13 protein-coding genes are annotated in these 13,736 nt (G+C 56.8%); 10 read left to right on the top strand and 3 right to left on the bottom strand.

Annotated elements, in window-relative coordinates; translation table 11 throughout:
* Nucleotides 1-94 precede the first annotated feature (94 nt).
* The 3 genes from FY034_RS09900 to FY034_RS09890 are packed head-to-tail and all read left to right on the top strand — an operon-like array spanning nucleotide 95 to nucleotide 4,253.
* Nucleotides 95-1,552 carry an HsdM family class I SAM-dependent methyltransferase gene (locus FY034_RS09900; protein WP_265550052.1) on the top strand — a complete coding sequence of 486 codons (1,458 nt, stop codon included), beginning with the start codon at nucleotides 95-97 and terminating at the stop codon, nucleotides 1,550-1,552.
* Nucleotides 1,549-2,562 carry a Fic family protein gene (locus FY034_RS09895; RefSeq protein ID WP_265550050.1) on the top strand — a complete coding sequence of 338 codons (1,014 nt, stop codon included), beginning with the start codon at nucleotides 1,549-1,551 and terminating at the stop codon, nucleotides 2,560-2,562. The genes FY034_RS09900 and FY034_RS09895 overlap by 4 nt, the downstream gene beginning before the upstream one ends.
* Nucleotides 2,559-4,253 carry a restriction endonuclease subunit S gene (locus tag FY034_RS09890; protein ID WP_265550048.1) on the top strand — a complete coding sequence of 565 codons (1,695 nt, stop codon included), beginning with the start codon at nucleotides 2,559-2,561 and terminating at the stop codon, nucleotides 4,251-4,253. Before FY034_RS09895 ends, FY034_RS09890 begins: the two co-directional genes overlap by 4 nt.
* Nucleotides 4,254-4,839: 586 nt before the next feature.
* Here FY034_RS09890 and FY034_RS09885 read toward each other — a convergent pair.
* The 3 genes from FY034_RS09885 to ruvB all read right to left on the bottom strand — a co-directional run bounded on the left by FY034_RS09885 (nucleotide 4,840) and on the right by ruvB (nucleotide 7,925).
* Nucleotides 4,840-6,153 carry a hypothetical protein gene (locus FY034_RS09885; protein ID WP_265550046.1) on the bottom strand — a complete coding sequence of 438 codons (1,314 nt, stop codon included), beginning with the start codon at nucleotides 6,151-6,153 and terminating at the stop codon, nucleotides 4,840-4,842.
* Between the two features lie 66 nt (nucleotides 6,154-6,219).
* Entirely contained in the window at nucleotides 6,220-6,909 is a 690-nt protein-coding gene (locus FY034_RS09880) for a DnaA ATPase domain-containing protein (protein WP_265550044.1), read from the bottom strand.
* On the bottom strand, nucleotides 6,909-7,925 hold the full coding sequence (ruvB, locus tag FY034_RS09875; protein WP_012470227.1) for a Holliday junction branch migration DNA helicase RuvB: 1,017 nt from the start codon (nucleotides 7,923-7,925) through the stop codon (nucleotides 6,909-6,911). Before ruvB ends, FY034_RS09880 begins: the two co-directional genes overlap by 1 nt.
* A gap of 110 nt (nucleotides 7,926-8,035) precedes the next feature.
* On the opposite strand from ruvB, the gene kdsA reads away from it, so the two are divergent.
* The 7 genes from kdsA to rpoN all read left to right on the top strand — a co-directional run bounded on the left by kdsA (nucleotide 8,036) and on the right by rpoN (nucleotide 13,722).
* Nucleotides 8,036-8,854: a 3-deoxy-8-phosphooctulonate synthase gene (gene kdsA, locus FY034_RS09870; RefSeq protein WP_265550041.1), complete on the top strand. Its 819-nt coding sequence runs from the start codon at nucleotides 8,036-8,038 to the stop codon at nucleotides 8,852-8,854.
* Nucleotides 8,851-9,819, top strand: coding sequence for a KpsF/GutQ family sugar-phosphate isomerase (locus tag FY034_RS09865; RefSeq protein ID WP_265550039.1), 969 nt, complete (start codon nucleotides 8,851-8,853; stop codon nucleotides 9,817-9,819). Before kdsA ends, FY034_RS09865 begins: the two co-directional genes overlap by 4 nt.
* Nucleotides 9,816-10,334: a KdsC family phosphatase gene (locus FY034_RS09860; RefSeq protein ID WP_265550037.1), complete on the top strand. Its 519-nt coding sequence runs from the start codon at nucleotides 9,816-9,818 to the stop codon at nucleotides 10,332-10,334. Before FY034_RS09865 ends, FY034_RS09860 begins: the two co-directional genes overlap by 4 nt.
* Before the next feature lie 83 nt (nucleotides 10,335-10,417).
* Complete coding sequence (gene lptC / locus FY034_RS09855) at nucleotides 10,418-10,999, top strand: LPS export ABC transporter periplasmic protein LptC (RefSeq protein ID WP_265550035.1); 582 nt, start codon at nucleotides 10,418-10,420, stop codon at nucleotides 10,997-10,999.
* Nucleotides 10,986-11,534 (top strand): lipopolysaccharide transport periplasmic protein LptA, encoded by a 549-nt coding sequence (gene lptA / locus FY034_RS09850; protein ID WP_265550033.1) that lies wholly within the window; start codon nucleotides 10,986-10,988, stop codon nucleotides 11,532-11,534. Before lptC ends, lptA begins: the two co-directional genes overlap by 14 nt.
* Nucleotides 11,512-12,255: an LPS export ABC transporter ATP-binding protein gene (lptB, locus tag FY034_RS09845; protein WP_265550031.1), complete on the top strand. Its 744-nt coding sequence runs from the start codon at nucleotides 11,512-11,514 to the stop codon at nucleotides 12,253-12,255. The genes lptA and lptB overlap by 23 nt, the downstream gene beginning before the upstream one ends.
* A gap of 18 nt (nucleotides 12,256-12,273) precedes the next feature.
* Complete coding sequence (rpoN, locus tag FY034_RS09840) at nucleotides 12,274-13,722, top strand: RNA polymerase factor sigma-54 (RefSeq protein WP_265550029.1); 1,449 nt, start codon at nucleotides 12,274-12,276, stop codon at nucleotides 13,720-13,722.
* The last annotated feature ends 14 nt before the right edge of the window (nucleotides 13,723-13,736 follow it).

Here is a 13,736-nt window from a genome sequence, read left to right as displayed (position 1 = left end):
GGTATTTAGAAGCAGCTTGGCATACGTTTTAAGCCTCCCCTGACAAGGGGAGGCTTGGAGGGGTTAAGATTGTATACTTTCACAAGGAACCACTATGTCGGCACGCAACACCGTTAAATCCATACAAGACATCATGCGACAGGACGTGGGGGTTGATGGCGATGCCCAGCGTCTTTCCCAGCTTTGCTGGATGTTCTTCCTGAAAATCATCGACGACCAGGATCAGCAACTGGAGGTCATGCAGGACAACTACCAATCACCCATTCCTGAGAAATTTCAGTGGCGCAGCTGGGCGGCAGACCCGGAAGGGATTACCGGTGAACTGCTGCTGGCCTTTATCAATGAAGAACTGTTTCCGACACTCAAGGAGCTTTCTGCCAGCGGTAGTAACGCCAACCGCGCCCGCGTGGTCAAAAGCGTGTTTGAGGATGCCTACAACTACATGAAATCCGGCCAGTTGCTGCGTCAGGTGATCAACAAGATCAGCGGCGTTGACTTTAATGACCTGGCCGAGCGCAAGCACTTTGGCGACATCTACGAGCAGTTGCTGAATGATCTGCAGAGCGCCGGTAACGCTGGCGAGTATTACACCCCCCGCGCGGTCACCGCCTTTATGGTGGACCGGATTGACCCCAGGCCAGGGGAGGTCCTGTTTGACCCCTCCTGTGGCACCGGCGGCTTCCTTACCTGCTCAATCCGGCACATGCGGGACCGGTATGTGAAAAAGGTGGCGGATGAACAGGCCATGCAGGCCGGATTGCGGGCGGTGGAAAAGAAACAGCTGCCCCACATGCTCTGCGTCACCAACATGCTGCTGCACGGCATTGAAGACCCCAGCTTTGTCCGCCACGACAACACCCTGGCGCGCCCCTACATCAGCTACGGCAAGCATGACCGGGTCGATCTCATCCTCACCAATCCCCCCTTTGGCGGGCGTGAGGAAGACGGCATAGAATCCAACTTTCCCGCCCATTTTCGCACCAAAGAAACTGCCGACCTCTTTCTGGCCCTGTTTATCCGCCTTTTAAAGAAAGGTGGCCGTGCCGCCATCGTTCTGCCGGACGGCTCGCTGTTCGGCGAGGGGGTCAAGACCCGGCTGAAAGAACACCTGCTGGCAGAATGCAACCTGCACACCATCGTGCGTCTCCCCAACAGCGTGTTCAAGCCCTATGCCAGCATCGGCACCAACCTGCTGTTCTTTGAAAAAGGGGAGCCGACCCGGGATGTCTGGTTCTTTGAGCACCGCGTGCCAGAGGGGCAAAAGGCCTACTCCATGACCAGACCAATCCGGGTTGAACACCTGCAAGGCTGTGTGGATTGGTGGGGCGGAGCAGAGCGGGAGAATCGGCAGGAAACCGAGCAGGCCTGGAAGGTGACCCTTGATGAGATCAAGGCGCGGGGCTACAACCTTGATTTCAAAAACCCTCACACCGTGGCCGATGACCACGGCAACCCGAAAGAACTGCTGAAACTGCTGGAAGAGAGCGAACAAAAGAGCGCGCAGCTGCGTGACCAGTTAAAAGCGATTCTGGCTGAGGCGTTGCTGCGATGAAGGCATACAGCCCGCCATTTTCAATCACCCCGGAAATCCTTGATCTGGTAGAGCGGATCGGTGAAGCCCTGGGGCGCTGGTCTGCCCATGGCGAGACAGAATTTTCGCCACGGCTGCGACGCGGCAACCGTATCCGCACTATCCATGCCTCCCTGGCAATTGAAAACAATAGCCTGAGCCTGGAGCAGGTTACTGCCTTGCTGGATGGCAAGCGGGTGCTTGGCCTGCCCCGTGAAATCCAGGAAGTCCGTAATGCCTTTGCCGCGTATGAGCTGCTTCAGGAGTGGCAGCCAGCAGTGCCTGAACACCTGTTGGCAGCGCACGGGGTACTGATGTCCGGCCTGATAGACAACGCTGGCCACTATCGTGATGCCGGTGTCGGCATTTACCGCAACACCACCCTGCTGCACATGGCACCACCTGCCAACCGTGTACCGGGCTTAATGGCTGATCTGGGCGGCTGGCTGGCGCGTGCAGAGCAGCATCCCCTGATAGCCAGTTGCGTCTTTCACTACGAGTTTGAATTTATCCACCCGTTTGCTGACGGCAATGGACGGATGGGGCGTTTGTGGCAGACCCTGATCCTGAGCCGTTGGAAGCCAGTATTGGCCTATCTGCCGGTGGAGACCGTCATTCACAACCAGCAGGCCGCCTACTATCAGGCCTTGGCCGATGCTGATCAGGCTGGTGACGCCACCCCGTTTATCAATTTCATGCTACAGGCCTTGCTGTCGGCTGTTGAAGAAGCAACCTTGAGCGACCAAGTGAGCGACTATGTAACCGATCAAGTAAGGCGGCTGCTGGCTGTTATGGCTGCACAGGAAGAGCTGAAGGCAACTGACCTGATGGAACGGCTGAAACTCAGTCACAAACCGACCTTTAGGGGCAACTACCTTAACCCGGCCCTGAAGCTGGGTTTGATCGAGATGACCGATCCTGCTGCTCCCCGCAGCCCGGTACAGAAGTATCGGCTGACTGCCAAGGGGAAGAGCCGTGGTGGCAGGCCATGACCCCGGAACTGCTGCTGCAACATTTTAACCGGATCAGCGAAGCGCCGGATGCCATTGCGCGCCTGCGGAGGTTTATCCTTGATCTGGCAGTACGGGGCAAGCTGGTGGAGCAAGACCCCTCTGATGAACCGGCGGGGGAACTGTTGAAGCGGATACAGGCGGAGAAGGCACGGCTGGTGAAGGAAGGGAAGATAAAGGAGCCTAAAATATTATTCAAAACGGTCTCCAACCCTCCATATGATCTACCGGCAACATGGAGATGGGTTCCGCTTGGAATTACAGTTAATAGCCATCTTGGTGGCGGTACTCCATCAAAGAACAACTCTACCTATTGGGATGGCGATATTTATTGGGCAAGTGTCAAGGACATTGGCAAAGGTAAATATGTTGATAGTACTATCGACCGGATCAGCGAGGCCGGACTGAAAGATAGTTCATCCAATCGTATTCCACCTGGCAGCCTTATTGTTGTAACTCGAATGGGGCTTGGCAAGATTTCTATCAATCGTGTTCCCATAGCTATCAATCAGGACTTGCGTGCATTATTTCTTTCAAGCCTGGCTTCTATCGACTACTACTACAACTTTTTTAAAACACACGGTTTTGATGGTTCAGGGTTGACAGTGAAGGGTATCAAAGTTGAAGAACTACTGAACACTCCTTTCCCCCTCCCACCCCTCGCTGAACAGCAGCGCATTGTTACTAAGGTGGATGAACTGATGGCGTTGTGTGACCAGCTGGAGGCAGAGCGTAACCAGCGCGAAGCTCACCGCGATAAACTGGTGGCTGCCAGCCTGAACCGGATCAGCACCACAACAGCAGAAGAAGCTAAGGACGCTGCCCGTTTTCACCTGAATCTGCTCCCGCGCCTGACCACCAAGCCAGAACATATCAAACAACTGCGCCAGACCATCCTGAACCTGGCGGTGCGTGGCAAGCTGGTGGAGCAAGACCCCAACGATGAACCGGCAACGGAGTTGTTGAAGCGGATACAAGCGGAGAAGGAACGGTTAGTGAAGGAACTTGGGCAAAAAAAAGAAGCTCCATTGCCTGCAATTGACTTTGAGCAAGCTCCATTTGATCTTCCTCTTGGTTGGACATGGGCGAGATTCCCTGAGCTTGGCAAGTTTGGCAGAGGGAAGTCAAAACATAGGCCAAGAAATGATTCCGTTCTTTTTGTAGAAGGTTCTCATTTGCTTATTCAAACAGGGGATGTTGCACGGTCTCAGGGGATAATCCGCACCTATACAAATAAATATAACGATACCGGGCTTGCTCAAAGCTTGAAATGGCCAGCTGGTACTCTTTGTATCACTATTGCGGCTAATATCGCAGATAGCGGTATTTTGAGTTTTGATGCTTGTTTTCCTGATAGTGTTGTCGGATTTGTTCCTGCATCAATGTTTGAGAATGCACGTTATTTTGAATATTTTGTGCGGACAGCAAAAGCCGATTTGCTGGCATTTGCTCCGGCAACAGCTCAGAAAAATATTAATCTTGAAATATTGAACTCCGTAATGATCCCTCTTCCACCCCTCGCCGAACAGCAGCGCATCGTTGCCAAGGTCGATCAACTGATGGGACTCTGCGACCAGTTGGAGGCCCAGCTTGTTACCACCACGGCAGACAGCCGCCGTCTGCTGGAGGCGGTACTGCATGATGCCCTGAAAAACGGTCTGGTGGCCGCCTGAGTTCTCCTCCACAGGTTTTTATCTCATACCCTCACTAATCCCCAGAGTGCAAGCAATGGGTGCTGAAACTGGCAGCAGACCGCAGTGGATTCACTAGATGGACCCAGCTGAATAGCAAAGCCGGTGGCGTGGCTACAGCAGGGCAGATGATCGCTTCACGTATGCAGCACAGCTGTGACCTGCTGACAAAGGTTGTTGCAAGATGGTTTGCCGGCAGGTTTGTTATAAAATCTGTTGAAAATGGGGCTGTTTTGAAGGAGTCAGAATGAAGTTGCCTATTTTTTAGGTTTTTCATCTGGGCGGTATTTTAAAAGTATGACGCAGTTGCCTGAAAAATAGATATTGACACGTAATTACGTATAGTTATGTGTTGTGGTTATCCGTTGTGCAAACCGTAAAAACGCTAGTGTTTACATGGTATTTTTAAAAGTTATCCACCGGCATCAACAGGGTTATCCACATTTTTTGTGGATTACGGACGATCCCCCACATAACAGCTGGTTAGTCGTTGTGGTGAAAAAAATGTCTTTGCAGGGGTGCTTTGCGGGGCAGGTGCAGCCGGGGCGTGCCGGTTTCCGGCGGCCTGTTATTCATAGCGCCATTTAAAGGTGATGACCTTGCAGGCGGGCAGGGCGGTCCGCAGCTTCCCCAGCCCTTTTTCCGTGACCTTGGTGCCGCTGAAGGTCAGCCAGCGCAGCCAGGTGAGCGGATAGAGGTTGGCCAGGCCTTTGTCGGTGATCTCGGTGTGATAGAGGTAGAGCCGCTGGAGGCTGGTCAGGCGGGCCAGGTTGCCGAGCCCGGCGTCCGTGATGGTGGTGTTTGACAGGTAGAGTTCCTGCAGGCCGGTCAGGTGGCCGATCTGTGCCAGGGCGTCATCGTCCACGTCGTACAGAAACAGGGCCTGCAGGTCATCGGGCTGCAGCTGTTCAAGAAAGGTGATCCCCCCCTGGCTGTCACCCCGCAGATCCAAGCGCAGAGCCTTGTCCAGCGGTATTTCGCGGGGGCCTTTGGCCGAGCCCAGTTTCTGCCAGTCGCGGTAGTCCGCCGAGTTGATGGCACGGAGATACAGGGCGCCACAGGAGTTTTCCGCGGGAAAACGGATGATGCGGGTCTCAAGTGGTGGCGACGGGCGTTCTTCAGGCGCTTCCTGTTCTCCGTTCAGCAATGCCAGCCGCTTTTTGGCCTTGGCAATGTCAAGGTCAACCGTGGCGGCCATTTCAGCCAGCAGGTCGATGCCGTCCAGCAGGCTGTCATCCACCCGTTGCCTGAAGCGGTAGATGTCGGAACGCCGCAATTCATCGATCCGTTTGTTTGATTCCTTGATATGCTGGCGTGTGTAGGCGATCTGGCGGATCAGCCGGACCAGTTCGGCACCGATATCGAGCCCCTTGGCGGTTTTGGGGCCCAGTTGCCATTCCCGCAGGATCTTCTGCAGCCGCGTCCGGTCCCCTTCCTGGTAGGCCAGGTTGGCAATGGCCATCAGTTCCTGGCGTCTGAACCGTTCGTGGTCGTCATTGGAGAGGTCGGGGTGAATCGCCTTGGCCACCTCACGGTAGAGCGCCTTGAGGCTTTTTTCTTCAAGGATGGTGGTGGTGTCAGGGTTGTCGTCCAGCAGGGTGGTGCGGGTAAAGCTGGCGGTTGTTGATTCATGTTCGGATGTGTAAAAGTATTTGTGGTGTTCCTCTTCGTTTTCGCCGGTCCCCAGCAGCCCGCTGATCTGCCATTCAAGCTCTTCCAGCTCGGCGATCCGGCCCCCCAGCATCTCTGCATAGGCATGTTCAAAGACCCTGATCTCTGCCTTGATGGCAGCCAGTTCCCGCTCTATCAGAGACTGTTCTTCAAGCAGGTCTGCCAGCTCGTGACGTTTTTTGGCAAGTTCTATTTCTTCAGGGGATTTCATGGGCAGTCCGGTTGCGTTGAGTGGGTGCTACGATAAAAAACAGTCTCTTCGGCTGCAAGCGGTTTTTCAGGACAGCAGGGTGCCCTGCAGAACCAGTTCCCGCGCCAGGCGCAGGGTGATCCGGCATTTGCGCTGTAAGGCCGCCCGGTAGAGGGCATCGCAGGCCGAGACCAGCGAGCCGACATCACGGGGCAGTACGGTCAAGAGCCAGCTGGCCACCTCATCGGGCAGGATAATCTGCCGGTCCTGGGCCAGTTTGGCAATCAGCATCTGACGTGAACGGTCATCAGAGACATCCAGGCGGGCCACCAGCCCCCACAGCAGGCGGGAGATCAGATGGTCGTCGATGGTCGGCAGCTCCTTGGGGGCAAACCTGCCGGCCAGGGCCAGGGTATGGCCGCTGCTGTACTGCTGGTTAAAGGCCTCCCAGAGGGCGTTACGCAGTTCAGGACGGTCCGGCAGCTGGTCCAGGTCATCCACCAGCAACAGGCTGCCGGGACTGGTCACAACCGGGACGGTCAGGTTGCGGCATGACAGGACCTGGTACTGTTCTCCGGCCAGTTGGCGTCCGATGGCATGCAGCAGGTGCGTCTTGCCTGATCCTGCCGGTCCGTAGAGGTAGAGCAGTTTTTCCGGTTCAGCCGGATCGGTGATCCTGCGGCTGAACTCCAGGGCAGTGCTGTTACCGGCGCAGGAGATGAAGTTTTCAAAACCGTAGCGTGGGGTAACCGGCAGATCAAGGGCCTGTTGCTGCATCAGAACAGTGACCCCTGGGGACGTTCCGGCGTGAGCCGGCCGAAGTGCTGATAGGCCGCCGGGGTGGCAACCCGTCCGCGGGGGGTGCGGTTCAGGAAGCCGTTCTGGATCAAAAACGGTTCATAGACATCTTCAATGGTGTCGCTTTCTTCACCAATCGCCGCACCTATGGTGTCCAGCCCGACCGGGCCGCCGCCGAATTTGTCGATGATGGTCAGCAGGATCATCCGGTCCATCTGATCAAATCCCATCTCGTCGATCTCCAGCAGACGCAGGGTCTCCTGTACGACACTCAGGGTGATGGCGCCGTCAGCCCTGACCTGGGCATAGTCCCGCACCCGGCGCAGCAGGCGGTTGGCAATCCGCGGGGTGCCGCGGCTGCGGCGGGCCAGTTCCAGCGCACCTTCCCTGTCAATCGCCATGCCCAGGATACGGGCTGAGCGGGTGACGATGAAGGCCAGTTCGTCATGGGTGTAGAATTCAAGCCGGGAGATGACCCCGAAACGGTCACGCAGGGGGGATGACAGCAGACCGGCCCGGGTGGTGGCCCCCACCAGGGTGAAACGGGGCAGGTCCAGCTTGATGCTGCGGGCGCTGGGCCCCTGGCCGATGATGATATCCAGCTGAAAGTCCTCCATGGCCGGATAGAGGATCTCCTCCACCACATGGGAGAGGCGGTGGATCTCATCAATGAACAGCACATCATGGGGTTCAAGGTTGGTCAGGATGGCGGCCAGGTCGCCGGGGCGCTCGATCACCGGACCGGAGGTGGACTTGATGTTGACCCCCATCTCGCAGGCAATGATGTTGGCCAGGGTGGTTTTGCCCAGGCCGGGCGGCCCGTACAGCAGCACATGGTCAAGGGCCTCACTGCGCCCTTTGGCGGCGTCAATAAAGAGCTTCAGGTTTTCCCTGATCTTTTCCTGACCAATGTAATCCTGCAGGGTACGGGGGCGCAGGGTGGCATCAAACTGCAGGTCGTCGTCGCGTTTTTCCGGTGTGATGGCTCGTTCCATGGGGCGAACTATGACCGAATTTTGCCCGCTTGTCAAAGGAGCCAGGAACATGATAGTAGTTGAAGGCCTCACGGCTGGTTGCCGGGGCTTTTTTATTGAGCGAGGATATCATGACCAAAGAATTGACGATCGGGTCGGTAAAGATGGGGGGCGGACGCCCGCTGGTGCTGATTGCCGGTCCCTGTGTGATCGAGAGTGAAGAGGCAACGCTGCGCCATGCCGAGCGGCTGATGACCATCTGTAACGGGCTGGGGATGCCGCTGATCTTCAAGTCATCCTATGACAAGGCCAACCGGACGTCGATCAACGCCTTCCGTGGACCGGGCCTGGATGAGGGGCTGCGGATCCTGGCCAAGGTCAAGGAACGCCTCGGTATTCCGGTGCTTTCTGATATCCATTCCATTGAGCAGGTGGCTCCGGCTGCCCAGGTGCTGGATGTGCTGCAGATCCCCGCCTTTCTCTGCCGCCAGACCGATCTGGTGGTTGCTGCCGCCAAAACCGGCAAGGTGGTCAATGTCAAAAAAGGTCAGTTTCTGGCCCCCTGGGACATGCGTAATGTGGTGGGCAAAGTGGCGGCCTCGGGCAATGAAAATATCATCCTGACCGAGCGCGGCGCCTCCTTCGGCTATAACAATCTGGTGGTGGATATGCGTTCCTTCCCGGTCATGCGCTCCTACGGCTATCCGGTGGTGTTTGATGCCACCCATAGCGTTCAGCTGCCGGGCGGGCAGGGGGAGTCCTCCGGCGGGCAGCGTGAATTTGTGGAAACCCTGTCCCGGGCTGCGGTTGCCACCGGTATTGACGGCATCTTCATGGAGGTGCATGAAGACCCGTCCTGTGCCCTGTGTGACGGCCCCAACTCTATCCCCCTTGCCGAGCTTCCGGCTCTCTTGAAGCGTCTGCAGGCCCTTGATGCGGTGGTGCGATGAGTATTCTTGATGAGGCACGCAAGGTTATTCAGGCCGAGGCCGCAGCGGTGGCTGCGCTTGCCGGACGCCTGGACAGTTCCTTTGAAAAGGCCGTGCAGATGATCCTGGCCAGCTCCGGTCGGGTGGTGGTCAGCGGCATGGGCAAGTCAGGTCTGGTCGGGCAGAAGATCGCCTCCACCATGGCCTCAACCGGCACCCCGGCCTTTTTTCTGCATCCGGCAGAAGGGATTCACGGCGACCTGGGGATGATCATGACCGGTGATGTGGTGATCGGGATCTCCAACAGCGGTGAGACCGAAGAGCTGCTGCGGATTCTGCCGGTCATCAAACGTCTGGGGGCCAGCCTGATCGCCATGAGCGGCAATCCGGCCTCAAATCTGGCCCGCTCCAGTGATGTCTTTCTGGATGTCTCGGTTGCTGAGGAGGCCTGTCCCCTGGGGCTGGCTCCAACCTCCTCAACAACTGCCACCCTGGCCATGGGTGATGCACTGGCAGTGGCGCTGCTGGTTGAGCGTGGCTTTAAGGCGGAAGATTTCGCCATCTTCCATCCCGGCGGTTCCCTGGGCAAGAAGCTGCTCCTGCGGGTAGAGGATCTGATGCATGGCGGTGATGCGATTCCGCTGGTGCAGGAAGAGATGCTGATGAAAGAGGCGCTGTTTGTGATTACCTCCAAAGGGCTGGGTATCGCCGGAGTCACCGATGCCCAGGGGAAACTGACAGGTGTGATCACGGACGGAGACCTGCGGCGCTGCCTTGAGCGTGGTGAGGATATCCTGCACAGCACTGCCGGCAGCCTGATGCACCGCAATCCCAAACGGATTCTCTGTCGGGAACTGGCGGCTGCGGCCCTGCAGTTGATGGAGCGTCATTCCATCACCACCCTGTTTGCGTTTGACGATGAGCAGAGCCAGGCCCCCTGCGGTGTGATTCATCTGCACGATATCCTCAAGGCGGGCATTGCGTGAACGAAAAGCTTAAACATATAGAACTGCTGCTGCTGGATGTGGATGGCGTCATGACCGATGGCCGGATCATCTGGGATGCCAACGGAACCGAGATCAAGTTCTTCAATGTCAAGGATGGCCACGGCATCAAGCTGGTGCAGCGGGCCGGTATCCAGGTCGGCATCATCACGGGACGTGTCTCTCCGGTGGTTGACCTGCGGGCCAAAGAGCTGGGGATCGAGATTCTCTACCAGGGCTCGTTGCGCAAGCAGGAGAGTTATGAGGAGATCAAACGCCATACCGGCCTGGCCGACCATCAGATCGCCTATATGGGTGATGATGTGATTGATGTGCCGGTCATGCGGCGGGTCGGTTTCTCTGCCGCCCCCGCGGATGCCCTGCCGGAGGTGCTGAAGGTGGCGGATTATGTTGCCTGTGCCAGAGGGGGCTGGGGCGCCGTGCGTGAGCTGTGCGACCTGTTGCTGAAGGGGCGTGGCATGTGGCAGGAGCTGGTTGTCGAGAGGTATGAGTTGTAACTCATACAATCTCTGTGCCAACTGTCGGGCCCTTGGTGGTTATCCTCTGGACAGCGGGCCGCCCCGATGCTATAGTGGCACCCATGCAAATGCCGAGCACAAGGCGAATCAGGCAGGTTCTGGCAGTGGTCATCGTGACCACATCTGTTGCCTTGGTGGCGGCTATCCTGTTCAGGCAGTTCCGTTCGACCCCGCCTGAAACCGCTTCCAAACCAATCTCCCCTGAAATTGATATGTCCATCTCCAGGCTGAACTTCTCTGAAATGCGGGGAAATGACAAGCTCTGGGATTTGACTGCCGAGCGGGCGGATTATGATAAGGAAACCGGCACCGCAAAGCTTGCCGGGGTGAAGACGGAAATATTTGGCGGTAAGGCAGGGGGATTGATTATCACCTCTGAGACCGGCAGCTACCTGGAAGAGCAACATCTGGTTACCATGCAGAAGAATGTGCGAGCCGTTACCAGAAAGGGAATGACCTTTACCACGGAACAGCTGGAGTACCGTTCCGTGCCGGGACTGGTGGTGTCGAATCATCCGGTCAAGGTCGTTGATGGCCGCCTTACCCTGACAGCGCAAGGGATGGAGATGTCGCTGCATGATGAAAAAGCCCGTTTCCGTGGCTCTGTGGAGGCGGTTGTTGAGGGGATACATGGGAAAAATTGAGCGGATACTGGTGCTTGTTTCGGTCTGGCTCCTGGGCGCGCTGCCTGCCGTGGCTGCTTCTCAGCCGTCGTCAGGGGGGGCGGCCGCGCGTGACCGTTCTTCTCGGCCCATCACGATCAAGGCCGATGAGCTGAAGGCCGACAATAAAGGCAAGATCGCAACATTTACCGGACGGGTGGTGGCACGCCAGGAGGATGTGACCATCTATTCCGACAAGCTGGTTATCTACTACGGCGATAAGGAAGACCAGGTCGACAAGATCGAGGCGATCGGCGCGGTGCGGATTCTGCAGACCAACCGGATCGGCACCGGTGGACATGCCCTGTATGAGAACAAGGAAGGGAAGATCACCCTTTCCGGCAATCCCAAGGTGACTCAGGACAAGGATTCCATTACCGGCAAGGTGATTGTCTACTATCTGGATGATGATCGCAGTGTGGTTATCGGCGGCGAAAACGCCAGGGTTGAAGCGGTGATTCACCCCACTAAATCAGGTGCCACCCTGAAAAAGCATGACGCAAAAAAACAGCCATAGCCGAAATCTGCGCGCTGAAGGTCTGTGCAAGACCTATGGCCGCCGTCAGGTGGTGCGGGGGGTGAACCTGTCGCTTGACTCCGGTCAGGTGATCGGCTTGCTCGGCCCCAACGGCGCCGGCAAGACCACCACATTCTACATGATGGTGGGACTGACGCGGCCCGATGGCGGTCAGGTCTGGCTGGACGGGGATGAGATTACCGAACAGCCGATGCACCAACGGGCACGGCGCGGTATCAGCTATCTGCCCCAGGAGGCGTCGGTTTTCCGGAAACTGTCGGTCCGTGACAACCTGCTGGCCATCCTCGAAACCACCGAGCCGGACCGGGAGCTGCAACGGCATCGCGCCCAGGAACTGCTGGAGGAGTTTGGTATCACCCATGTCGCGGATACCAAGGGATATGCCCTTTCAGGTGGTGAGCGCAGGCGGGTGGAGATCGCACGGGCCTTGATCACCAGACCGGCGTTTATTCTGCTGGATGAGCCCTTTGCCGGGATTGATCCGATTGCCGTGGCTGATATTCAACAGTTGATTATCGGCTTGAAAGCCCGCAATATCGGTGTCCTGATCTCCGATCATAATGTGCGTGAGACCCTGGGTGTCTGTGATGCCGCCTATATTGTCAGCGCAGGCGAGGTGCTGGAGTTCGGCACGCCGGAACAGATTGCAGAAAGTAAAAAGGCCCGGGAGATTTATCTGGGCGAGGATTTCAAACTCTAACGTCCGCAAGGAGCAGTCATGGCGATGGAGATGCGCCAACAACTGAAGATGACGCAGCAACTGGTGATGACACCCCAGTTGCAGCAGGCCATCAAGCTGCTTCAGATGACCAGGATCGAGCTGCAGGATGTGGTTCGCCAGGAATTGGAGGAGAATCCGATCCTGGAGGAGTCCTCCGAGCTGGAAGAGGTCCGGGAAGGTGAAACGCTGCTGGAGGTTGTCGAGGCCGAACTGCCTGATGAGGCCCTGACAAGCACTGATTCGTTCCAGGAGGTTGCGGCGGGTGAAGAGACCCTGCGCGACTGGGACAGCTACCTTGACGGCTACAATTACACCTCCGGGGAACAGTCCGGGGACGACGATGACAAGCTCTCCTTTGAAAACCTGCTGACCCGCAAGGGGACCCTGTTTGACCATCTGCACTGGCAGTTGCAGATGGGCAAGTACAGTGATGAGGAACAGCGGGTGGGGGAGGAGGTCATCGGCAATATTGATGACGATGGCTATTTCTGCTCCACCATTGCTGATGTCGCCGTTGTCTGCGATGTGCCGGAGCCGGTTGTGGAAACCATGCTGCAACGGATTCAGGAGTTTGATCCCAGTGGTGTGGGGGCCCGCTCCCTGCAGGAATGTCTGCTGATTCAGGCCCGTAGTCTGGGGATGGAAGGCAGCGTGGTTGAGGCGATACTGCTGCGCTATCTGCCGGAAGTGGAAAGCCGTAACTACAAACAGATTGCCCGCAGCCTGAAGGTTGAGCTTGAACATGTGCTGGCCGCCATTCGCGTGATCGCCGGTTTTGATCCCCGGCCGGGGCGTTTGTACAGCAGTGATGAGGTGCATTACATCTCTCCCGACATCTTTGTGCATAAGGTGGGGGATGATTATGTGGTGCTGCTGAATGAAGAAGGACTGCCGAATCTGAGGCTTTCGCCCTTTTATCTTGAGGCCAAGGCCGGCGGCAGTATGGATGCCAAGGCTGAAGAGTATGTCGGTGACAAGATGCGGGCTGCCCAATGGCTGATCAAGAGCATTCAGCAGCGTCAGCGCACCATCTTCAGGGTGGCCAAGAGTATCGTCAAGTTCCAGCGTGAGTTTCTGGAACGGGGAGTTGAGGGGTTGCGTCCTCTAGTGCTGCGGGATGTGGCAGAGGATATCGGTATGCATGAATCCACCATCAGCAGGGTTACCACCAACAAATATATGCAGACCCCCCAGGGGCTGTCTGAGCTGAAGTACTTTTTTAACAGCGGCCTCTCCACGTCCGACGGCGAATCGGTCTCTTCCGAGAGCGTCAAGAACCAGATCAAGGATATTATTGACAAGGAAGACCCGTCCAAGCCGCTTTCCGATCAGAAGATCGCCGAGATGCTCTCTGATGCCACCGTCAATATCGCCCGGCGGACCGTAACGAAATACCGTGAAATGATGCGTATCGGATCGTCGTCTGAACGACGGCGACATTTCTGATATACTTACCAAGA

It is taken from the genome of Trichlorobacter lovleyi (assembly GCF_015239775.1).
Lineage (GTDB): Bacteria > Desulfobacterota > Desulfuromonadia > Geobacterales > Pseudopelobacteraceae > Trichlorobacter > Trichlorobacter lovleyi_B.
The sequence above is the reverse complement of the archived record's forward strand: the minus strand, read 5'-3'. Positions and strand labels throughout refer to the sequence as shown.